This is a genomic window from Tardiphaga sp., assembly GCF_025356345.1.
Classification (GTDB): domain Bacteria; phylum Pseudomonadota; class Alphaproteobacteria; order Rhizobiales; family Xanthobacteraceae; genus Tardiphaga.
The window spans coordinates 12,827-34,070 of record NZ_JANXTC010000371.1; the positions used below are offsets into that span (position 1 = coordinate 12,827).

Genomic DNA, 21,244 nt, shown 5'->3' on the forward strand with positions numbered 1-21,244 from the left:
GTGCCGTTCAGTTCGGGCCGGTGGTCGCGCGGCGGGCCAGCGCGGCATTGCCGGTTGTACGCGGTGGGTCGTTTTTCGGAGGTTCATTCCTGGCCGGTCTGACTGAACCATTGCTGCTTTGCGACGCTTTATCGGGAGTCGCGGGCAAGTTACCGGTGACAGGCGTCTCCGGCCGCAATGGCCGCGGCGCCGCGAACAGAAACCCTTGCCCGAAGCGGACGTCGAAGTCGAGCAGGTCGACCACCGCGCGCTCGCCCTCGATGCGTTCGGCGATCAGGTCGATGCCGAACCGGCCGAGCAGATCGGACAGGTCGGCCGGGTGGATGTCGGTATTGGAATTCTGCTGCGGGTCGAGCAGCAGCGCCGCCGGTACCTTGATGAAGCGCACGCCGCGGTCGGCGAGTTCGCGCGGTTCGATCCGCAAATCGGTGACGTGGTCGATCGAGAAGCGGTAGCCGCGCTGCGCCAGCGCGGCGAGGTGCTCGCTTTCGATCGGGCCGAGGTTGCGGAACGTGCTCTGCTTGAATTCCAGCACAAAGGACGGCGCCAGCGCGCGGTTGGCTTCGAGAAAATCGATGCAGTCCGCGAAGGTCGCGGCGTGCGACAGCGTGCTGGCCGCGACGTTGCAGAACACGCCGACGTCCTTGTTGCGCACCATCAGCCGGCGCAGCACCTGCATGCAGCGCAGCATCACAGTGTGATCGATCTGCCCCATCAGCCCCGAGGTTTCGGCGGCGTCGATGAATTCGTCGGCGACGATGACCTGGTCCTTGTCGTCGCGCAGCCGCGTCATCGCTTCGTAGAAACGGACCTTGCGCTGCGGCAGCGTCACCATCGGCTGTAGATAGATGTCGATGCGGCTCTCGGCGATGGCGCTCCTGACCACGGCGGCGAGCTGCGCCGCGTTGCGCGATGACGCGGTCGTGGATGCCAGTGCGACCGGCGTCGATGCGGCAAGCGTCCCTGCCTCCGCGCCGGCGACCGATAATAGCCGCTCCGGCCTGATGTCCGGGGCCTGTGTCGGCATGTCCCGGGCTGGCATCGGCGCGGGCGGTGAAATGGCTGGTGCCGCCGTCGTCACCGGCACCAGCTGCGGCGGCGCCGACAGCATGTCTTCGTGAGTGGCGACCGACGACGCCAGCTGCTTGACCAGTGTACCGAGTTCATTGATCTCGCCGATCACCGACTGGATGCGGTCCTGGCTCGTGGAATTGACCGAGACAACCTTGCCCTCGACGGCGGCGAGGCGACGGCCAAACTCGGCGACCTGACGTGCCAGGTCAGCGGTGCCGCGCGACAGATCGGTGATCTGGCTGCCCGCCTCACTGCGATCGCGCAGCCGGATCGATACGGCGTTGTAGAGGATCATGAAGGTCAGCGCGGTGAGCGCGACAATGGCGGATTCAGAGCCGCTGATGCCGGCCATCGCATACAGCACCATGCCGAGCGAGGCAGCGACCAGCACCATGCAGATGGCAACGAAAATCGTGGAGATGCGAATCATAACGCGTGCAACATCCTGACGTCCAATTCCCCACATGCGCCCAAGCTGCGCCAATCCCGCACGCTTAACGCCCAGCCTGTTGGTGACACTAGCATTATTGTTGATTCGGAAAGCCAGACTGGCGGCGTCGCCCACCGGATTGTCAGGCGGCGCGGCCGAGCGTATCGGCCATCGTGGCGCCGCGGGCGCCCATCGGGCGGCCCGGCCCGACGGTGGTATCGATCGCGGTCTGGTGCTCGATCTCGGAGTTCAGCTCGGCGCCGCACAGCACGATGATCGCCGACATCCACATCCAGGTCATCAGGCCGATCGCCGCGCCCAGCGAACCGTAGGTCGCGCTGTAATTGGCGAAGTTCGACAGGTACCATGACAGCAGCGAGGAGCCCGCGATCCACAGCAGGGCAGCGAGCACCGTGCCGACGCCGAGCCATTCCCAGCGTGCGCCGGGCCGGCTCGGGCCAAAGCGGTAGAGAATGCCAAGCGCCGTGAGCAGCAGGCCCAGCAACAGCGGCCAGCGCGCCAGGCTGACGATCACCTTACTGTCATCGGCAAGGCCCAGGCTGTCCAGCGTCAGCGGCAGCGCCACCACCGCGCCGACCATCAGCAGCAGCGCGGCAATGGCGCCGGTCGTGAAGCTGAGCGACAGCAGGTTGAGCCTGAGAAAACCACGCTTCTCGCGTTCGCCATAGACCACGTTGAGCGCATCGATCACCGCCTTGACGCCGGCATTGGCGCTCCACAGTGCCAGCGCGAGGCCGAATAAAAAGGTCAGGCCGAGCTGGGCCTGGCCATTGCTGAGGACGCGGCCGATCTGGTCCTGCACGATCTGGTACGAGCCGTCGGGCAGCAGGTAGGCCAGCGTTCGCAGATTGTCGGAAATGGTCGAGGCATCGGCGAACAGGCCGTAGCAGGAGACCAGCGCGGTGATCGCCGGAAAAACCGCGAGCAGGCCGTAAAAAACCACGCCGGCGGCGATCGCGAGCAGGCGGTCTTCATTGATCTGGTCGTAAGTGCGCCACAAAATGTCTTTCCAGCCGGTCCACGGAATCTGCAACGGACTGGCGGAGCGCCGGCCGCGGCCGCGCTGCGCCAGTTCGCGGGTAAATGCCTCGGGCGGCGTGACCTTGGTGGTGCCGATCGCTTGTGGTTCTGGCGCGTCCGGCTCCGGCTGCGCCCGGCTGCCGGCCAGGTAACTCTGCAACGCGAACAAGGCGAAGGCCGCGGCAGCCGCCACGGCCCAGGAATCGGTGTAGCTTGCATTGCCGGCGCGGCGGCGTCGCATCAGACGTTCACTTTGCCCATCGGTCGGGGCTGGCGCGCGATCTGGGTCAGGCTGTGGCGTCGTGCCAGCGCCCAGCCGGCCAGGGTGGCGGCGAGAATAAGGCCCGCCTTGGCCTGTCCGCCGATCCGGGCCGGCGCTGGCGGGCGGCTTGGCTTGAATGGCGAGGTGGCGCGACCGGGAGCCGCCGAGTTGGAGAGCTCCGCGTTTGAAACCTGGCCGGCATGGACCGTGCGCGACTGTACGCCGGCGCTCTGGCCCGGCGTGGCCGAGATCGCGACGCGCAGACGACTGCCAAGGCTGGGGAATTGTCGCGACGGTCGCTTCAGCCGGCTGGCGGCCAGGGTGGCGCAGAGAATCGCCAGGAACAGCAACAGGCCGGCGCTGGCGCCAAACGCCTCGAACAGGCCGTGATGCAGCTCGATCCAACGAAACAGGGCGGTCGCGCCGACCAGCAGCAGGGCAATGGCAAAGATGCCCGCGGCGGCGTACAGGCCGGCGGCGACGGCGTAGGAGACGATCGCTCCCTGGCCCTGCGCGGCGCGGTCGCGCGCATAGGATTCGGTGGCGCGCCTGATCTGGTTGAATTTCAATGCCAGCCCGGTTCTCAGCAGGGTATTCGCAAGGGGGGGCATGAATGGGTCCTCGTCTGTCGCGCGGCCTGACGGCCAGGATGACAATGGGAACGAGGAGGCGGGGCGTTGGTTCCGCGGAGAGATTTCATGGCCCGGATGAGCGAAGCGATATCCGGCGAAAATCTGTCCTTGAAGCTCTGTCCCGGATGTCGGCACCACGACGCGAAACGTCGCGGTGCCTCATCCGGGCTACAGATTGAGCCAGGCCGCTTACGCGACCGACTTGATCACCTTGCCGACCTTCTCGACGATTTCGCCGACCTGATCTTCGCTGATGATCAGCGGCGGGGTCAAAGCGATGGTGTCGCCAGCGGTGCGGAACAGGACTTCATGCTCGTGGAAGGCGCTGTTCAGCGCGTCCCAGCCACGCTTGCCGGCGCCGTCCTTGCTTGGTGCCAGGTCGATGCCCGCGACAATGCCGAGGGTACGGATATCGACCACGTTGGGCAGTCCCTTCAGCGACATCACCGCGTCGGCGAACATGCTCTCCATCGCCTTGGCGCGCTCGAACAACTTCTCGTCGCGATAGATGTTGAGCGAGGCAAGGCCGGCGGCGCAGGCCAGCGGATGCGCCGAATAGGTGTAGCCATGGAACAGCTCCACCACATGGGCCGGCCCGGTCATGAAGGCGTCGTGCACGCTGTCATGGGCAATGACGCCGCCCATCGGGGCGGCACCGTTGGTGACGCCCTTGGCGAAGGTCAACAGATCGGGGGTAACACCATAGCGTTCCGCGGCGAAGGCGTGCCCAAGGCGGCCGAAGCCAGTGATGACCTCGTCGAAGATCAGCAGGATGCCGTGCTTGGTGGCGATCTCGCGCAGCCGCTTGAGATAGCCGACCGGCGGCGGCAGCACGCCGGTGGAGCCGGCCATCGGTTCGACCATCACGGCGGCGATGGTGTTGGCGCCGTGCAATTCGACCAGACGCTCCAGATCGTCGGCGAAATGCGCGCCATATTCCGGCTCGCCCTTGCTGAAAGCCTGCTTGTCGCGGTCATAGGTGTGGGCGATGTGGTCGACGCCGGACAAAAGGGTGCCGAACATCTTGCGGTTGTTGACCATGCCGCCGACCGAGATGCCGCCGAAACCGACGCCATGATAGCCGCGGACGCGGCCGATTAGCCGGGTGCGCGAGCCTTCGCCGCGGATCTGGTGATAGGCCAGCGCCATCTTCAGCGCGGTGTCGGCGGCTTCCGAGCCGGAATTGCAGAAGAAGACGTGGTCGAGGCCGGCCGGAGCCAGGTCGGCGATGCGGGTCGCCAGCTCGAAGGCCTGCGGATGCGCGAACTGGAACGGCGGCGCGTAATCCAGCGTATCGGCCGAAAGCTTGATGGCTTCGGCGATTTCCTTGCGGCCGTGGCCGGCGTTGGAGCACCACATGCCGGCGGCGGCATCGAGGATCTTGCGGCCGTCGGTGGTGAAATAATGCATGTCCTTGGCGCCGGCGAGCATCCGCGGCGCCAGCTTGAAGGCGCGGTTCGAGGTGAACGGCATCCAGAACGCGGCCAGGTCATTGGGCACGTGGGCGACGGGCTGCGGCTTGCTGTTTTCTAACATGGTGGCCTCTCGAGTTTTGCGGCGCATGGGGTTGCCATGAACCTATCAGTTTCAGGCCGCGCCGGATATGCCGGCAGCTGCCCATATTTGTCTCCGCGTGGCGCAGATTTGCAGCGCTCGGTCGCGTTTGCCGCAGGCACCGGCTTGCTGCGCCAGTGGTCCGCTGGTACGACCGCTGCCATGCAGGATACACCCGAAAAAGCGGCCAAACCCAAAAAGATCCAGAAGCTCCGCGCCAGATTGCCGCGCGGCCTTGGCGATCGCGGACCCGCGGAAATCGCCGCGACGCGGCGCATGACCGAGACCATTCGCGAGGTCTATGAGCGCTATGGCTTCGAGCCGGTGGAAACCCCGGCGATGGAGTTCACCGATGCGCTCGGCAAATTCCTGCCCGACCAGGACCGGCCCAATGAGGGCGTGTTCTCGTTTCAGGACGATGACGAACAGTGGATTTCGCTGCGCTACGACCTGACGGCGCCGCTGGCGCGCTATGTCGCCGAGAATTTCGATCATTTGCCAAAACCCTATCGCAGCTATCGCGCCGGCTATGTCTACCGCAACGAAAAGCCCGGTCCCGGCCGTTTCCGGCAGTTCATGCAGTTCGACGCCGACACCGTGGGCTCGGCCTCGCCGGCCGCCGACGCCGAGATGTGCATGATGGCGGCGGACGCGATGGAAGCGCTGGGCATCAAGCGCGGTCAGTATGTGGTGAAGGTGAACAACCGCAAGGTGCTCGATGGCATGCGGCAGGCCATCGGCGTCGCGGACGACGCGCAGTGGCTCACCGTGATGCGCGCGATCGACAAGCTCGATAAATTTCCGATTGGCGAAATCATCAAGCTTCTCACTATTGGAAGATGGGATGGTGGCGAAGAAGGCAAGGGCGACTTCACCAAGGGGGCCGGTCTTGACGAGGCGCATGCCGGCGCGCTCGCCAATTACATCGGCGAACCTTCATCCGAAAACGAGGCGGCGTATCGCTATCTGTTCGAACCCGAGCTGGTTCAGCTCGCGCGTGACGAATTGCGTCAGATTTCGGAAATCGTCACGTCCGCGGGCTATGGCGACGATCGCATCCGGATTGATCCGTCGATCGTCCGCGGCCTCGAATATTACACCGGACCGGTTTTCGAGGTTGAATTGCTGCTCGAAACCAACGACGAAAAAGGCCGTCCCGTTCGCTTCGGCTCGGTCGGCGGCGGCGGGCGCTATGATGGCCTCGTGTCGCGGTTTCGCGGCGAACCGGTGCCAGCGACCGGTTTTTCGATCGGGGTGTCCCGGCTGCAGGCCGCGCTCACTTTGCTCGGCAAGCTCGACGTCACGCCGGAATTCGGACCCGTCGTCGTCACCGTATTCGACCGCGACCGCGTCGCCGACTACCAGAAGATGGTGGCGCAGCTGCGCAACGCCAGGATCCGCGCCGAGCTCTATCTCGGCAACCCGAAGAACATGGGCAACCAGTTGAAGTATGCCGACCGCCGTCACTCGCCCTGCGTGATCATCCAGGGCTCGGATGAGAAGGCGGCCGGCGAGGTGATGCTGAAGGATCTGATCCTCGGCGCCGAGCTGTCCAAGCTCGAAGGCGACCGCGACGCCTATCTGGCGAAGCAGAGCGAGGCGCAGACCAAGGTGCCGGAGGCGTCGCTGGTCGAGGCGGTACGCAAGATTCTCGACAGACACGGCGTGAAGTGGAATTAATCCGCGCACGAAAATTCAATAAACGGGAGACATCGATGCCTGAGATCACCATCAATTTGGCCGCCGGCCGCACCGACGAGCAGAAGAAGGGCATGATGCTCGACATCACCCAGGCGCTGGTGAAGAATCTCGGCGTCACCGCCGACGCCGTCGTGATCCAGATCAACGAGGCGCCGCTCAACAACAAGATGAAGGGCGGCCAGACGTTTGTGGAACGCAAGGCGGCGCTGACGAAGTAGAGCTGTCATTCCGGGATGCACTTCGGTCGGCACAGCCGACTGGCGTACATCCCGGAATCTCGACATGTTTTGAACATTTCGGGCTTCCGGGTTCGCTCGCAGCTTTCGCGGCTCACGCCCCGGAATGACAGTGGTGTTGCCGCGCGACGCAGAAATTTATCCAAACACCGCGATGTTCTGCCGGCTGGCCATCACCGGCACGCCGTGCGCGTTCCACAGCGTCATCGCCTGGCTGGAATAACCGTCGGCGATCTGTTCGGAGGTGTTGCGGATCAGCCACCAGCCGTCATCGGTCGTGATCTTGTCGGTGAGCATGTCGATCGACCAGGTCATGGTGCTGAGCGGCGAAGGCGCGGTGGACATCGCGGAGGCCGCGGGCGGCGGCGCGTCGGCCAGTGCCAGCAGCGCCACCATCGGCGCGGTCGCGGCCGAGCCGCGATGGCGCAGCCACAAGGTCATTTCCGGATGCGCGCTGCCGCTGAACGGCAGCGAACCGCCGACATGGCGGCCTTCGAAATGCTGCACGAATTGCAGGCTCGGCGGCGCGCGGCGGAAGAAGTCCGGACAGGAATCAGGCGCCTTCAGCTCCGGCGTGCCGATCTCGGTGTGGGCGAAGGCCGATGGTCGCGCCGCGCCAAAGCACAAGGTCGCACGGGTGGCGAGGCCGGCGTCGCCGATCAAGTCGACGGCGACAAACACCGTCGACTTGCCTTTGCGCAGCACGCTCGGCTTCAGGTGCAAAGTACCGCTGGCCGGGCCGACAAAGGCGAATTGCGCCGAGCGCAGCGGTGGCAGATCGGCGATCTCGCGCAACGCCGTCTGCGCGCACAGCGCCGCGGCCAGTCCGCCATACAGGGTGCGGCCCTGCAGCCAGTCGTCGCTGACGCTGACCTGCCAGCCATCGTCGCCCTGGGTCAGGCTGCTCATCAATTCGGTGAAGTCGGTCATCGCGTGTCCCCGCTGGCGTCGTATCGCGCCATTGAAATGATCGACGTCATCTATAGCGGGAATTGGAGCGGAGAGAAAAGCGGGCGCGGCGCCAGCCGCGCGCATCCCGGAATGACGGTGTAAGGCTTGCTTCGCGAAAAGCTCAGTAACGGACGCGCAGCGGCCGGTCGGAGGCGCCGTAGGGCACCCAGCGGCAGGCGAAAGAAACGTACCCGCCATAGTAATTCTGCGAGCCGAGGAATTTCACGACCTTGCCGTAGCGCGCACAATGGTCGATCGCCAAAGCGCGGACGTCGGTCTGGCCGATCAGGGCATTGGAGATGATGCCGCCGGTGTCGTTGCCCTTGAACGCCGGAACGGTGTTGGCCTGGGCCGCTCCACAGCCGAGCAGGGCACTGAGTGCCGCCACCAGGATCGCCGGCCGAATCATTCGCATCTTCGTCTCCATCAGGTTGGGTCCAGTGTAGTGGGCGACGGTCACCCTGAAAAGAACACAAGCAGGGTCTGACGGAGTTGTGCGCAGGGTGTTGCCGCGATGCACTTGACCCCGTGCGGGCTTCGCGGCACCGTTGGGAACCTTAACTACCGGGCGGATTCCCCATGCGCGACCTCGTTTCATCCTGGAAAAAAGCCGCTCTGGCCGCCCTCACCGGCGTCGCCTTCGGTCTGTTGGCGTTCGCGCCCGGGGCGCAGGCCGCCAACCCGCTGGAACTGAACTTCGGGCTGTTCGGTCCGAACTATGAAGGCCGCGTGGCCGAATGCGAAGCCGGCCTGTCGACGATCTCGTCCCAGTTCCAGGACAAGGAAAGCACATTCTGGAATTCGGCGCTGCAGATCACCGGTTTTGCCCGGGTCCATGAAACCGCGTTCCGGCCCTGGACCTCGGACAACATTCCGCGCCGCTATTGCACCGCCGACGCCATGCTGAACGATGGCAAGCTGCGCCAGGTGCATTACTCGATCATCGAGGATGGCGGCTTTGCCGGCTATAATCAGGGCGTCGAATGGTGCGTGGTCGGGCTCGATCGCGACTGGGCCTACAATCCGCGTTGCCGCGCCGCCAAGCACTAAATCGATTTCCGCTCCTCATCGTTCTTGAATTGTTCCAAAGGCCTGATTAGGCTCGTGCTCTCAGGGGTGGGGTCAGATCATGTGGCAGGCTTTTCGGGTCATTGTGTCGCTCAGCGTGCTGGCGCTGGTCGGGTTCGGTCAGGCCCGGGCGCAGGACCAGCGGCAGAACGCGCCCGGTGAATTTGATTTCTACGTGCTGTCGCTGTCCTGGTCGCCGTCCTTCTGCGAGGCGGCATCCGAGCGTGGCAATTCCAGCCGCTCGCAGCAGATGCAATGCGGCGGCCGGCCCTATGCCTTCGTCGTGCACGGCCTGTGGCCGCAATATGACCGCGGCTTTCCCAATTACTGCCAGCGGCCGTCGCCGCGACTCGACCGCAACATCATGAGCTCGATGCTCGACCTGATGCCGGCGCCCGGGTTGATTTTCAACGAATGGGACAAGCACGGCACCTGCTCGGGACTCGGCGCCCGCGGCTACTTCGAGGCGGTGCGCAAGGCCCGCGCCGGCGTCAAGATTCCGGCGGAGTTTCTCGACCTGCAAGAGGCCCGGACGGTTTCTCCGGACGCCATCGAGGCGGCCTTCATCAAGGTCAATCCGGGCCTCAGCCAGTCGGCCATCGCGGTAACCTGTGACCGCAACCGGCTCAGCGAAGTGCGGATCTGCCTGAGCAAGGACCTGCAGTTTCGCGCCTGCGAGGAAATCGACCGCCGTGCCTGCCGTCGCGATCAGGTGACGATGCCGCCGCTGCGCGGCGGATAGGCCGTGTCGTTGCCCGGACCCGATGCAACACGTAATGTTGCTTCGCAGAGCTGGGCTCCGGTACTTTGGAAACCGGGATCCCGGCTCCGCGGAGCGGCATAAGGATGCCGCACCGCGTCCGGGAAACGGAGCAAGTCGTTTCATCGCGCCAATTCTTTGCTGAATCGCCCGGCATAGCGTAGGGCTGGCGCCATGAATTATCGTCACGCCTTTCACGCCGGCGGCTTTGCCGACGTCATCAAGCACATCGTGCTGGTCCGCATCCTGGTCCATCTGCGCGAGAAAGAGGCGCCGTTCCGCGTCATCGACAGCCATGCCGGCGCCGGGGTCTATGACCTGCAGGGCGACGAAGCGACCCGTACCGGCGAATGGACCACCGGCATCGCCCGCGCCATGCAGGCGCGCTTCACCGAATCGACGGTGCCGCTGGTCGAGCCCTATCTCGAGATCGTCCGCTCCTTCAACAAGCCGCGCGAGCTCAAGGTCTATCCGGGCTCGCCGCTGATCGCCCGTCGCCTGATGCGGCCGCAGGACCGCATGGTCGCCTGCGAGGTCGAGCCGAATGCGCGAAAGCACCTGATCTCGGCGCTGCGCCGCGACAAGCAGGCCCGGATCGTCGACCTCGACGGCTGGGTCGGGTTGCCAGCCTTCGTGCCGCCGAACGAGCGCCGCGGCGTGGTGCTGATCGATCCGCCGTTCGAAAAGAAGGACGAGTTCGAGCGCATGGCGCAGGCCTTTGACGAGGCCTTCGCCAAATGGGCCACCGGCATCTACGTGCTGTGGTACCCGGTGAAAAGCCGCCGCGCCACCGATGCGCTAGCCCAGCACGTCGCCTTCACCGCGGATGCAGCGGCCACGCCGGCCAAATGTCTGCGTCTGGAATTCAGCGTCGCGCCGCAGACCGCCGATGGCGGCCTGACCTCCACCGGCCTGCTGATCGTCAACCCGCCCTGGAAGCTGATGGCGGAACTGAAGGCGATCCTGCCGGAACTGGAGAAGCCGCTCGGCCTCGGCGGCGCCAGCCGCTTCCGGCTGGAAACCGTCAAGGTCTGATAGTCCAGTCCGCAACTACAACAGCCTGACTAGCAAAGCATTGCGCGCAAAAACTGTATTTCGGCGGTAGTCAATCCGCTGTGAACCGTATTATGCTGACTCCATTGGGACTGGCTTTACGTTCCGCTTCCGCGAATGGGGGCGGCGGAGTGAGTGGGCCTTGATGATTTGACGGACCGGAAACAGGTGCCGTGTCCGTGAAGGCCAAGCTTTCCGGGAAGTGCGAACTTCGCAGTGAATGTCCGGTCGGCCGCGGTGCGTGTGGCGCCGCGGCGGAGCATGGGGGAGGAGTTTCCCGATGGGCATGAGCGGAGTCGTCAAGTTCTTCAACGGCGAGCGCGGCTATGGCTTCATCAAGCCGGACGATGGCGGGCGCGACGTGTTCGTGCACATCACCGCGGTCGAGCGCGCCGGGCTGAAGGACCTGATCGAGGGACAACGCATCACCTTCGAGGTTGAGCCCGACAAGAAGGGCAAGGGTCCCAAGGCGGTCAATCTGGTGGTGACGGCTTAGCGGCGCATAGGGGCACACCCTCTCCCCGTGATTGCGAGGAGCCAACGGGTCCGGCTTCGCCGGCCCGATGACAGGCTCCGCGACGCGGCAATCCAGAGACCGCACGCGAAGACTGGATTGCTTCGTCGCAAGGGCTCCTCGCAATGACGGGTGAGCAAAAAAATCCCGGCCGCGTGAACGGCCGGGAGGTTGGTGTCGATTGGTATTCTGGTTGAACTAGAAGTGATAGTTCACGCCGAGGCGGACGGTGCCGAAATCCAGGCCATTATTGGCGCCGGTGAGCGTGTAGTTGTTGCTGGACAGGCCGACGTAGAGATATTCGATCTTCGCGGTCCAGTTCTGGTAGATCCCGACCTCGGCGCCGACGCCGACGGCATAGCCGATCGAGGTCTGCGACTGCTGCAGGCCGTTGAGTTCCGTCTGCAGGCTGCCGAAGGCGAGACCGCCGGTGCCGTAGATCAGGACGTTATTGAAGGCGTAACCGATGCGGCCGCGCGCGGTGCCGAACCACGGGTTGGAAAACTTGTAATTGGCGAAGCGATCATCGGCGGCGGTGCCCTGCATGTCGCCTTCGAGACCGAACACAATATTGCCGCTCTGCCAGTTGTAACCGGCGGTGACGCCGCCGGCGATGCCGGACGGCTTGGCGCCGCTGTTGGAAACGCTGCCCCATTCGTAGCCCAGCGTGCCGCCGAGATAGGGACCTGCCCAGCTATAGGCATTGAGCGGCTGGTTCACCGTATAGGGCTGGCGCGAGCGATAGGGCAGGTCCGCCGCCTGCGCCGACACCACACTCGCCGACAGAACGGCGAACGCCGCGAACGCTAACTTGCTCATCACAAAAACTCTCCAAAATACGCTGTACTGGCCGAACCCGGGTGGTCTCTCGAACGAACCCTTAGGGTTACGGAATTCGATATGTTCTTGATAAGATTTGTGGAAGTTTTGACTTAAGCAGTCCTTAACAGCGGCCTCCGGCGCGGTATTGGCGTTAAAAAAGTCTTACTTGCGGCAGCCTCCAGGGTTTGCCCTGCAAGGCAGCGATGCGTGACGGGCAGACCGCAACTTCGGCTGTCCACATCTGGCCGTCGACCAGCGCTGGCGATCAGCTTCGGCAAGGCTTAGATCAGCGTCATGATTGACGACCCCACCGAACCGATACCGGCGCCGGCCGACGCTGCCGCCGCGCCGGAGGCTGCGGCCGAAGCGCTCGACGTTGCGGCGCAGGGCGCGCCGGAACTCGACCCGGACACAGCAGCCGAGGATGAGGAAGACGGCGCGTTGCCGGATGCCGCCGATGATGATTCCGGCGAGCCGGTTCCGGAAGGCCCGCTGGCGCTCGGCCGCGCCGCGATCGAGCACGCGGTAAAACACGCGCCGCAATCGCCGGGCGTCTACCGCATGCTCAATGCGGCCAACGACGTGCTGTATGTCGGCAAGGCCAAGAATGTGAAGAAGCGGCTGAGCTCCTATGCCCGGCCGACCGGCCATGTGATGCGGATCGCGCGGATGATCGCGGCCACCGTGATGGTGGAGATCATCTCGACCGCCACCGAAACCGAGGCGTTGCTGCTCGAGGCCAATCTGATCAAGCAGTTGCGGCCGCGCTTCAACGTGCTGCTGCGCGACGACAAGTCGTTCCCCTACATCCTGCTATCGGGTGACCACTGGGCGCCGCAGATCCTGAAACATCGTGGCGCGCAGTCGCGCCCCGGACGGTATTTCGGCCCGTTCGCCTCGGTCGGCGCGGTCAACCGCACCATCACGGCGCTGCAGCGCGCCTTCCTGATGCGCTCCTGCACCGACTCGTTCTTCGAGAGCCGCACCCGGCCGTGTCTGCTGTACCAGATCCGGCGCTGCTCCGGGCCGTGCACCGGCGAGATTGATTTTCCTGGCTATACCGAGCTGGTCAAGGAGGCCAAGGATTTTCTGTCCGGGCGATCCCGAGCGGTCAAGCAGCAACTGGCCGGTGAAATGGAAAGGGCCTCCGACGAGCTCGAATTCGAGCGCGCGGCCTTGTACCGCGACCGCCTTGCAGCATTGTCGGCGATCCAGTCGCAGCAGGGCATCAACCCGCGCACGGTGGAGGAGGCCGACGTGTTCGCCATCCACCAGGAGGGCGGCTATTCCTGCGTCGAGGTGTTCTTCTTCCGTACCGGCCAGAACTGGGGCAACCGCGCTTATTTCCCACGCGCGGAAAAATCCTTCACGGCGGAGGAGGTGCTGGCCTCGTTCCTGGCGCAGTTCTACGATGACAAGCCGCCGCCGAAGATGATTCTGCTGTCGCACGCGATCGAGGATGCCGAAGTGCTGGCGTCAGCGCTTTGCATCAAGGCCGGTTTCAAGGTCGAGGTGATTACCCCGCAGCGCGGCGAGAAGAAGGAACTGGTCGCCCACGCGCTGACCAATGCCCGCGAGGCGCTCGGCCGCAAGCTCGCGGATACCGCGACGCAGGCGCGGCTGCTGCAGGGGATCTGCACCACGCTTGGCCTGCCGCAGGTGCCCAAGCGGATCGAGGTCTATGACAACAGCCACATCCAGGGCACCAACGCGGTCGGTGCGATGATCGTTGCCGGCCCCGATGGGTTCCTGAAAAACCAGTACCGCAAATTTAACATCAAATCGGAAGGCCTGACGCCAGGCGACGATTATGCGATGATGAAGGAGGTGCTGCAGCGCCGTTTCAAGCGGCTGCTGACGCCGCCGGCGGAAGGCGAGGCGGTGAGGCCGAAAGACGACGACGTGCCACTGTGGCCGGACCTCGTGATCATCGACGGCGGCCGCGGCCAGCTCAACGCGGTCAAGGAGATTTTCGACGCGCTGGAGCTGAAGCATGTAACGCTGATGTCGGTGGCCAAAGGGCCGGAACGCGATGCTGGTCAGGAAACGCTGTTCATGCCGGACCGCCCGGCGATCAAGCTGCAGCCGCGCGATCCGGTGCTGTATTTCATCCAGCGGCTGCGCGATGAGGCGCATCGCTTCGTGATCGGGTCACACCGCACGCTGCGCAAAAAGGATATCCGCGAGGCCGGGCTGCAGGAAATCCCGGGCATCGGGCCGACCCGCAAGCGCGCGCTGCTGCACCATTTCGGAACCCTGAAGGCGATCGAACGCGCCTCTGTGGGCGATCTCGGCAAGGTTCCCGGGATCTCGGCGGAGAGCGCGCGAAAAATCTTCGATTTTTTCCATGCCCCGGCCGGGCAGAGATGACAGCATTGTAATCTGGCTGTCGTCGGGACGAGACCGTTTTGCGGTAAACTAACGCTGGGCGATCCCGCGGCGGTTGACCTTCGCGCCATGGCAGTATTGTTAGGAACGATGACAGTTACCCCACGAAAGACGGCGAATTCCGCGCTGTCGCTGCCGAATATGCTGACCTACGCCCGCATCGCCGCGATCCCGGTGGTCGTCGGCTGTCTGTATGCCCAGTCGGTTCAGGACGGACCGCTGTGGCTGAGATGGGTCGCGGTCGCGGTATTCATCGCCGCCGGTATTACCGATTTCCTCGATGGCTACTATGCCCGGATCTGGGACCAGCACTCGGCATTTGGCCGCATGCTCGACCCGATCGCCGACAAGTTGCTGGTTGCATCCTGCCTGCTGATGCTGGCGGCGGATGCCAGCATTCATGGCTGGACGCTGTGGGCCGCCGTCGTCATCCTGTGTCGCGAAATCCTGGTGTCGGGTCTGCGCGAATATCTGGCCGCTCTGCGCGTCAGCGTTCCTGTCACGAAACTGGCGAAGTGGAAGACCACGATGCAATTGGTCGCGATCGGGTTTTTGCTGGCCGGCGAGGCCGGTGACCTCGTGCTGCCCTTCACCACCCTTACCGGTATTGTGCTGCTCTGGCTGTCGGCCTTGCTGACCATTTATACCGGCTATGATTATTTCCGCTCCGGCATTCACCACCTGATCGCGGAGGACGCATGAAATTGCTGTATTTCGCCTGGGTGCGGGAACGCATAGGCAAGGCCGAGGAACTGATCGATCCGCCGGCCGCGGTAACGACCGTCGGTGAACTGATCGGCTGGCTGACCACGCGCGGCGATGAATATGCCCATGCCTTCGAGACGCCGAAAGTGATCCGCGCCGCCATCGACCACACCCATGTGCGCCCCGATGCGATGATTTCCGGCGCGCGCGAGATCGCGTTCTTTCCGCCGATGACTGGCGGCTAGGCTGCCATGACACGCGCCGTCACCATTCGCATCCAGCACGCCGACTTCGACGTCTCCCACGAGATCGCCGCGTTGACCGGCAGCCGTACCGACATCGGCGCGGTCGTCAGTTTCAGCGGCATCTGCCGCGGCACCGAGGGCGGTGACGCCACCACGGCGCTGACGCTGGAACACTATCCCGGCATGGCCGAAGCCGAGATCGCGCGCCACGCCGACGAGGCGATGGCGCGCTGGCCGCTGACCGGCCTCACCATCGTCCACCGCGTCGGTCGCCTGGTGCCCGGCGAAAATATCATGGTGGTGTTGACCGCCTCGGCGCATCGCCAGGCCGCGTTTCAGGCCGCCGAGTTTCTGATGGACTATCTCAAGGCCCACGCGCCGTTCTGGAAGCGTGAGGAGACGGTCGAGGGCGCCGGCTGGATCGCAGCGAAGACCGACGACGATGACGCGGCTGCGCGCTGGGACAAAAAATAATGGCCAAGAAACTTATCAAGAAGGCCAAGGCGGCGGCAAAGCCCAAGTCAGCGGCCGTCAAGGCGCCGAAGGTCGGCGCCGGCGAACTGGTGACGCTGCTCGATTACGTCCGCTATGCCGTCAGCCGCTTCCTCGAGGCGAAGCTCGCTTTTGCCCATGGCACCACCGATCCCGTCGCCGAAGCGGCCTTTATCGTCTGCGAAATCCTGCATCTGCATCCCGACCAGTTCGATACCTTCGCCATCGCGCGCGTGACCGCGGCGGAAGGCCGCAAGATCCTCGACGTCATCAACGCCCGCGTCGCGACGCGGAAGCCGGCGGCCTATCTGGTCAACAAGATCTACATGCGCGGGCTGCCGTTCTATGTCGACGAGCGGGTGATCGTGCCGCGCTCCTTCATCGGCGAATTGCTGGATACGCATTTCAGCGGTGGTGAAACCGAGGAGGGCGGCTCGCTGATCGACGATCCCGCGGCGATCGAATCCGTGCTCGATCTCTGCACCGGCTCCGGCTGCATCGCGATTCTCGCCAGCCAGTCGTTCCCGAATGCGCGGGTCGATGCTGTCGACCTGTCAAAGGATGCGCTCGCCGTCGCCGCGAAGAACGTCGCCGATTACGGCATCGGGGACCGCCTGACGCTGCACAAGGGCGACCTGTTCGCGCCGCTGGGCGACGCCCGCTACGATCTCATCATCACCAACCCGCCCTATGTCGACGCACAGGGCATGGCCGACCTGCCGGACGAGTGCCGCGCCGAGCCGGCGATGGCGTTTGACGGCGGCGACGACGGGCTCGATGTCGTCCGTCGGATTCTCGCGGAAGCCGCCGACCACCTGACGCCGAATGGCGGGCTGCTGTGCGAAATCGGACGCGGCCGCGAACAAATCGAGGCGGCATTTCCCGAACTGCCGTTGCTGTGGCTCGATACGGAAGATTCCGACGGCGAAGTGTTCTGGATCGCAGCGTCCGATCTGTAGGATCGGTCGAGCCCTTGCGAAGCCCATCAACCGCGGATGATGGGTTTCGCAACGGGCCAACCCATCCTACAAGCCGGTCATGTCCATGATCGATCGCTCCGGCGCGTTTACGCGCGCGGCCTGGCTTGCCGAACTGCGCGCGACGCTGGCGCTCGGCTGGCCGCTGGTCCTCACCAATGTCGCGCAGATCGCGCTTACCACCACCGATGTCATCGTGCTCGGCCGGGTCAGCGCCTCGGCGCTCGCGGCCGGCGCGCTTGGCGTCAACCTGTATTTTGCCATTCTGATCTTCGCCATCGGCCTGATCACCGCGACCTCGCCGATGATGGCCGAAGCGATCGGCCGCGGGCTGCATGCGGTGCGCGATATCCGCCGCACCTTTCGCCAGGGCCTGTGGTCGGCGGTGATCATCTCGGTGCCGGCGTGGCTGCTGCTGTGGCACGCCGAGTCGATCCTGCTGCTGTTCGGGCAGGTGCCGCAGGCTGCCGCCGACGCGCAGAGTTTTGTTCGCATGCTGCAATGGGGATTTCTGCCGACGCTCGGCTTCATCGCGTTGCGCTCGTTCGTGGCGGCGCTGCAGCGGCCTATCTGGGCGCTGGTGGTGACCGGTCTGGCCATCCTTTTCAACATCGTCGCCAACTGGGCGCTGGTGTTCGGCCATCTCGGCCTGCCGGCCATGGGACTGCGCGGCTCCGGCCTCGCGACGACGCTGTCGAATGTCTTTCTGTTCGTGTCGTTTGCGCTGGTCGTTGGCTTTCATCGAAAATTCCGCCGCTACCATCTGTTTGGCCGCTGGTGGCGCGCGGACTGGCCGCGCTTTGCCAAATTGTGGCGACTCGGCGTGCCGATCGGTGCCACGGTGGCGTTCGAGATCACGGTGTTCAACGCCTCGGTGTTTCTGATGGGGCAGTTCGGTACCGCCGCGATCGCTGCCCACACCATTGCGCTCCAGATCGGCTCCGTCACCTTCATGGTGCCGATGGGCCTCAGCCAGGCGGCCACCGTGCGGGTCGGGCAGGCCTTTGGCGCCGGTGACCGCGACGCCATCACCCGCGCCGGATGGACCGCCTTTGCGCTCGGCGTCGGCTTCATGGCCTCGATGAGCGCGCTGCTGCTGCTGACGCCGCGGTTCTTGATCAGCGCTTTCCTCGATATCAACGATGCCGCGAATCACGCAGTGGTCGATATTGCGATGTCGTTCCTGTTTTGCGTCGCTGTGTTCCAGATCGCCGACGGTGCGCAGTCGGTGGCCTCCGGGATGCTGCGTGGACTGCAGGACACGCGGGTTCCGATGATATTCGCGCTGGTCGGTTATTGGGGATTTGGCATGCCGCTCGGCCTGCTTCTGGCCTTCAGGCTCGGTTTCGGCAGCGTCGGGATCTGGATCGGACTGGCGGCCGGACTGGCGGCGGTCGCGCTGGTGATGGTGTGGCGCTGGACCTGGCGGCGGCGGCTCGGCCTGCTGAGGGGGTAGTGCTCAAAGCGGGCGGCGGACGCTGTCGCTTCCTTCTCGCCTTGTGGCAGAAGATGGCTTCGCGAAGCGAAGACGGATGAGGTGTCTCCGGGCTCGGCGTTCGCGGCTACCCCTCACCCGGCCACGCTGCGCGTGGCCACCCTCTCCCACAACGGGAGAGGGGAAGTAAGCGTCGTACGTCGTCGCTTACAAAACCTTGCGGATCCAGTTGTGCGGATCCGGCGCGCGGCCGTACTGGATATCGACGAGCTGCTTGCGCAGCGCCGTTGCCATCGGCCCGCCGGTGCCGTCCGCGATCAGAAAGTCGCCGCTCGCCGAACACACCTTGCCGATCGGCGAGATCACCGCCGCGGTGCCACAGGCGAAGGCTTCCTTCAGCCTGCCGCTGGCGGCGTCGGCGCGCCACTGCTCGAGCGTGTAAAGCTCTTCGCGCACCTCGGTGCCGGAAGCCTTCGCCAGCGCGATGATCGAATCGCGGGTGATGCCCGGCAGGATGGTGCCGAGCGGCGGCGTCAGCAGCGAGCCGTCATCGAACACGAAGAAGATGTTCATGCCGCCAAGTTCCTCGACGTAGCGGCGCTCGATCGCATCGAGGAATACGACCTGGTCGCAGCCGTGATCGATCGCCTCGGCCTGTGCGCGCAGGCTGGCGGCGTAGTTGCCGCCGCATTTGACCGCGCCGGTGCCGCCGACCGCGGCGCGCGTATAATTCTCCGACACCCAGATCGACACCGGCGCGGGGCCGCCCTTGAAATAGGAGCCGACCGGCGAGGCGATCACGGCAAAGATGTACTCCGCGGACGGCTTGACGCCGAGGAAGATCTCGCTGGCGATCATGAAGGGTCGCAGATAGAGGCTGCCTTCGCCGGATGGAATCCAGTCGCGGTCGATCCGCACCAGTTGCTCGACGGCTTCGATGAACACCGGGTCGGGCAGCGGCGCCATCGCCATACGGTCGGCCGAATTGCGGAAGCGCCGTGCATTGGCATCGGGGCGGAACAGGTTCACGCCGCCATCGTCACGCTTGTAGGCCTTGAGGCCTTCAAAGATTTCCTGCGCGTAGTGCAGAACGGCGGTGGCCGGATCGAGCGGGAAATTGGCGCGGGATTCGACCCGGGCGCCATGCCATCCGTCGGCCTCGTTGTAGCGGACCAGGGCCATGTGCTCGGTGAACACCCGGCCGAAGCCAGGATTCATCAACTTCGCCGCGCGATCCGTCGCGGACAGCACATTGGCCGCGGGCTGGACGTCGAATGTCAACCAGGCCGAACCATCGACTTTATCGAACGAGATTCCCATGGACCTAACTCCTGGCTTGCGCGCCTCGGCTGGGCGAAGGCGCGGTGGTTCTACGTCAACTTCGCGTTCCACAACACCGGTTTGTGACGGCGCATGTTTTTTTGCGGAAATCGTGAAATTCGGTATGTTTGGCCGACTGCCTGAACAATCGCCGGTGGAGGAAATGCGGCCATGCCGCCAATTCGTGGTATCGGACTGTTGAGGCCCTGTCTCGACGAAAGTTCTATTATTTCGTCTCGATGGCTTGTTTTGTAAGATTGAAACAAAGATGTGTCAATATGCCTGACATAAAACTTGCGGAGCACGCTGCACGATCGGTTGAGGGTGCGGCCCGGCAGGAACCGGTTAGGGATGTCCCAGCGCCGCGCTGGGACATCATCGAACTGCTGTTTTTCGCCTATCGTGACTTTGTCGGCGATCCCGACCATGTGCTGGACCAGTTCGGCTTTGGCCGCGCCCATCACCGCGTCGTGCATTTCGTGCATCGTTATCCCGGCCTGAAGGTCGCCGATCTGCTCGACGTGTTGCGCATCACCAAGCAGTCGCTGGGGCGGGTTCTCAAGCAATTGCTCGATGAAGGGTATATCGTGCAGAAGTCGGGCGCGGCCGATCGGCGGCAACGGCTGCTTTTCGCCACCGCCAAGGGCGAGGCTCTGGTGGCGCGACTGGCCGGACTGCAGACCGACCGCATCACCCGCGCGCTGCGCAATTTCACGGCGGGTGAGGTCGATGCCGTCGGCCGCTTCCTCAGCGGAATGATTGATCGCGACGATCCGGACAAGGTGCTGCAAACCATTCTTGGAACAGGCAAAACGGGCGCTGACAGCGGGATGACCAAAGAATGATATTAGCCGCCGCCGCCAAACGAGTGCCTGTCGAACCCACCGACGACGCGCCGCATCTGCTGCTGGTTGACGACGACCGCCGCATCCGCGACCTGCTGTCGCGCTTTCTCGCCGGCGAAGGTTATCGCGTCACCACCGCGGCCTCTGCCAAGGATGCCCGCGCCAAGCTGTTTGGCCTGCATTTCGACATGCTGATCCTCGACGTAATGATGCCCGGCGAGACCGGCTTCGAACTCGCCCGCTTCATCCGCACCACCTCGCTGGTACCGATTATCATGCTGACCGCGCGGCACGAGGCCGAGAGCCGCATCGAGGGGCTGCAGATCGGTGCCGACGACTATGTCGCCAAGCCGTTCGAGCCGCGCGAGCTGGTACTGCGGATCGGCAATATCCTGAAGCGGCTGGCGCCGGTGCCGGTCGAGCGCACGGAGTCGCTGCAGTTCGGCCCCTATGTCTATCATTTGCAGCGCGGCGAGTTGCGCCAGGGCGATGAGATCGTCCATCTCACCGATCGCGAGCGTGACATGCTGCGGGTGCTGGCGACGACGCCCGGCGAGACCGTGCCGCGCGGCGAGCTGACCGGCGGCGACGGCACCGTCAATGAGCGCGCGGTCGACGTGCAGATCAACCGGCTGCGCCGCAAGATCGAGACCGATCCCGCCAACCCGCTATTCCTGCAGGCTGTGCGCGGCATCGGCTACCGCCTGGTGGCGTCGCCATAGCCAGATGAATTGATCGC

Annotated in this window: 22 protein-coding genes; 14 read left to right on the forward strand and 8 right to left on the reverse strand. The window is 64.4% G+C overall.

What is annotated here, in order from left to right; all coding sequences use genetic code 11:
* Positions 1-7: 7 nt before the first annotated feature.
* From Q0S16_RS22355 to Q0S16_RS22370, 4 genes are all read right to left on the reverse strand, one after another.
* Positions 8-1,504, reverse strand: coding sequence for an EAL domain-containing protein (locus Q0S16_RS22355; protein WP_295853270.1), 1,497 nt, complete (start codon positions 1,502-1,504; stop codon positions 8-10).
* Positions 1,505-1,646: 142 nt separating this feature from the next.
* Positions 1,647-2,786, reverse strand: coding sequence for a YihY/virulence factor BrkB family protein (locus Q0S16_RS22360; RefSeq protein ID WP_295853273.1), 1,140 nt, complete (start codon positions 2,784-2,786; stop codon positions 1,647-1,649).
* Positions 2,786-3,418: a phage holin family protein gene (locus tag Q0S16_RS22365; protein ID WP_295853276.1), complete on the reverse strand. Its 633-nt coding sequence runs from the start codon at positions 3,416-3,418 to the stop codon at positions 2,786-2,788. The genes Q0S16_RS22360 and Q0S16_RS22365 overlap by 1 nt, the downstream gene beginning before the upstream one ends.
* Before the next feature lie 210 nt (positions 3,419-3,628).
* Positions 3,629-4,975: an aspartate aminotransferase family protein gene (locus tag Q0S16_RS22370; RefSeq protein WP_295853280.1), complete on the reverse strand. Its 1,347-nt coding sequence runs from the start codon at positions 4,973-4,975 to the stop codon at positions 3,629-3,631.
* 180 nt (positions 4,976-5,155) lie between these two features.
* Here Q0S16_RS22370 and hisS point away from each other — a divergent pair, with 180 nt between their 5' ends.
* Both hisS and Q0S16_RS22380 read left to right on the forward strand, forming a co-directional pair.
* Entirely contained in the window at positions 5,156-6,673 is a 1,518-nt protein-coding gene (gene hisS / locus Q0S16_RS22375; protein ID WP_295853283.1) for a histidine--tRNA ligase, read from the forward strand.
* 35 nt (positions 6,674-6,708) lie between these two features.
* The gene (locus Q0S16_RS22380; protein WP_295853286.1) at positions 6,709-6,912 is read left to right on the forward strand and encodes a tautomerase family protein; all 204 of its coding nucleotides are present in this window, start codon (positions 6,709-6,711) and stop codon (positions 6,910-6,912) included.
* Positions 6,913-7,068: 156 nt separating this feature from the next.
* On the opposite strand, the gene Q0S16_RS22385 is transcribed toward Q0S16_RS22380, so the two are convergent.
* Positions 7,069-7,860 carry a thioesterase family protein gene (locus Q0S16_RS22385; RefSeq protein ID WP_295853288.1) on the reverse strand — a complete coding sequence of 264 codons (792 nt, stop codon included), beginning with the start codon at positions 7,858-7,860 and terminating at the stop codon, positions 7,069-7,071.
* Positions 7,861-8,002: 142 nt separating this feature from the next.
* Positions 8,003-8,296, reverse strand: a complete 294-nt coding sequence (locus tag Q0S16_RS22390; protein ID WP_295853290.1) for a hypothetical protein — start codon at positions 8,294-8,296, stop codon at positions 8,003-8,005.
* A 164-nt stretch (positions 8,297-8,460) separates the two neighbouring features.
* Between Q0S16_RS22390 and Q0S16_RS22395 the strand changes: the two genes are divergently transcribed.
* From Q0S16_RS22395 to Q0S16_RS22410, 4 genes are all read left to right on the forward strand, one after another.
* Positions 8,461-8,931, forward strand: a complete 471-nt coding sequence (locus tag Q0S16_RS22395; RefSeq protein WP_295853291.1) for a hypothetical protein — start codon at positions 8,461-8,463, stop codon at positions 8,929-8,931.
* 79 nt (positions 8,932-9,010) lie between these two features.
* Positions 9,011-9,691: a ribonuclease T2 gene (locus Q0S16_RS22400; protein ID WP_295853293.1), complete on the forward strand. Its 681-nt coding sequence runs from the start codon at positions 9,011-9,013 to the stop codon at positions 9,689-9,691.
* A gap of 192 nt (positions 9,692-9,883) precedes the next feature.
* A complete protein-coding gene (rlmJ, locus tag Q0S16_RS22405; RefSeq protein ID WP_295853297.1) occupies positions 9,884-10,744 on the forward strand; it encodes a 23S rRNA (adenine(2030)-N(6))-methyltransferase RlmJ in 861 nt (286 codons plus the stop codon).
* A gap of 298 nt (positions 10,745-11,042) precedes the next feature.
* Positions 11,043-11,258, forward strand: a complete 216-nt coding sequence (locus tag Q0S16_RS22410; protein ID WP_295853300.1) for a cold-shock protein — start codon at positions 11,043-11,045, stop codon at positions 11,256-11,258.
* A gap of 216 nt (positions 11,259-11,474) precedes the next feature.
* On the opposite strand, the gene Q0S16_RS22415 is transcribed toward Q0S16_RS22410, so the two are convergent.
* Positions 11,475-12,095, reverse strand: a complete 621-nt coding sequence (locus Q0S16_RS22415) for a porin family protein (protein WP_295853303.1) — start codon at positions 12,093-12,095, stop codon at positions 11,475-11,477.
* A 297-nt stretch (positions 12,096-12,392) separates the two neighbouring features.
* On the opposite strand from Q0S16_RS22415, the gene uvrC reads away from it, so the two are divergent.
* From uvrC to Q0S16_RS22445, 6 genes are all read left to right on the forward strand, one after another.
* Positions 12,393-14,468, forward strand: a complete 2,076-nt coding sequence (gene uvrC, locus Q0S16_RS22420; RefSeq protein WP_295853306.1) for an excinuclease ABC subunit UvrC — start codon at positions 12,393-12,395, stop codon at positions 14,466-14,468.
* Between the two features lie 108 nt (positions 14,469-14,576).
* The gene (gene pgsA / locus Q0S16_RS22425; protein ID WP_295853309.1) at positions 14,577-15,188 is read left to right on the forward strand and encodes a CDP-diacylglycerol--glycerol-3-phosphate 3-phosphatidyltransferase; all 612 of its coding nucleotides are present in this window, start codon (positions 14,577-14,579) and stop codon (positions 15,186-15,188) included.
* The gene (gene moaD / locus Q0S16_RS22430) at positions 15,185-15,436 is read left to right on the forward strand and encodes a molybdopterin converting factor subunit 1 (RefSeq protein WP_295853312.1); all 252 of its coding nucleotides are present in this window, start codon (positions 15,185-15,187) and stop codon (positions 15,434-15,436) included. The genes pgsA and moaD overlap by 4 nt, the downstream gene beginning before the upstream one ends.
* 6 nt (positions 15,437-15,442) lie before the next feature.
* Positions 15,443-15,910, forward strand: a complete 468-nt coding sequence (locus Q0S16_RS22435) for a molybdenum cofactor biosynthesis protein MoaE (protein WP_295853315.1) — start codon at positions 15,443-15,445, stop codon at positions 15,908-15,910.
* On the forward strand, positions 15,910-16,887 hold the full coding sequence (gene prmB, locus Q0S16_RS22440; protein WP_295853318.1) for a 50S ribosomal protein L3 N(5)-glutamine methyltransferase: 978 nt from the start codon (positions 15,910-15,912) through the stop codon (positions 16,885-16,887). The genes Q0S16_RS22435 and prmB overlap by 1 nt, the downstream gene beginning before the upstream one ends.
* Before the next feature lie 85 nt (positions 16,888-16,972).
* Positions 16,973-18,361, forward strand: a complete 1,389-nt coding sequence (locus Q0S16_RS22445; RefSeq protein ID WP_295853388.1) for an MATE family efflux transporter — start codon at positions 16,973-16,975, stop codon at positions 18,359-18,361.
* A 186-nt stretch (positions 18,362-18,547) separates the two neighbouring features.
* Here the strand turns inward: Q0S16_RS22445 and Q0S16_RS22450 are convergent, their stop codons facing one another.
* Positions 18,548-19,660: a branched-chain amino acid aminotransferase gene (locus Q0S16_RS22450; protein WP_295853320.1), complete on the reverse strand. Its 1,113-nt coding sequence runs from the start codon at positions 19,658-19,660 to the stop codon at positions 18,548-18,550.
* 278 nt (positions 19,661-19,938) lie between these two features.
* On the opposite strand from Q0S16_RS22450, the gene Q0S16_RS22455 reads away from it, so the two are divergent.
* Both Q0S16_RS22455 and Q0S16_RS22460 read left to right on the forward strand, forming a co-directional pair.
* The gene (locus Q0S16_RS22455; protein ID WP_295853391.1) at positions 19,939-20,505 is read left to right on the forward strand and encodes a MarR family transcriptional regulator; all 567 of its coding nucleotides are present in this window, start codon (positions 19,939-19,941) and stop codon (positions 20,503-20,505) included.
* On the forward strand, positions 20,502-21,227 hold the full coding sequence (locus tag Q0S16_RS22460) for a response regulator transcription factor (RefSeq protein ID WP_295853322.1): 726 nt from the start codon (positions 20,502-20,504) through the stop codon (positions 21,225-21,227). The genes Q0S16_RS22455 and Q0S16_RS22460 overlap by 4 nt, the downstream gene beginning before the upstream one ends.
* Positions 21,228-21,244 lie beyond the last annotated feature (17 nt).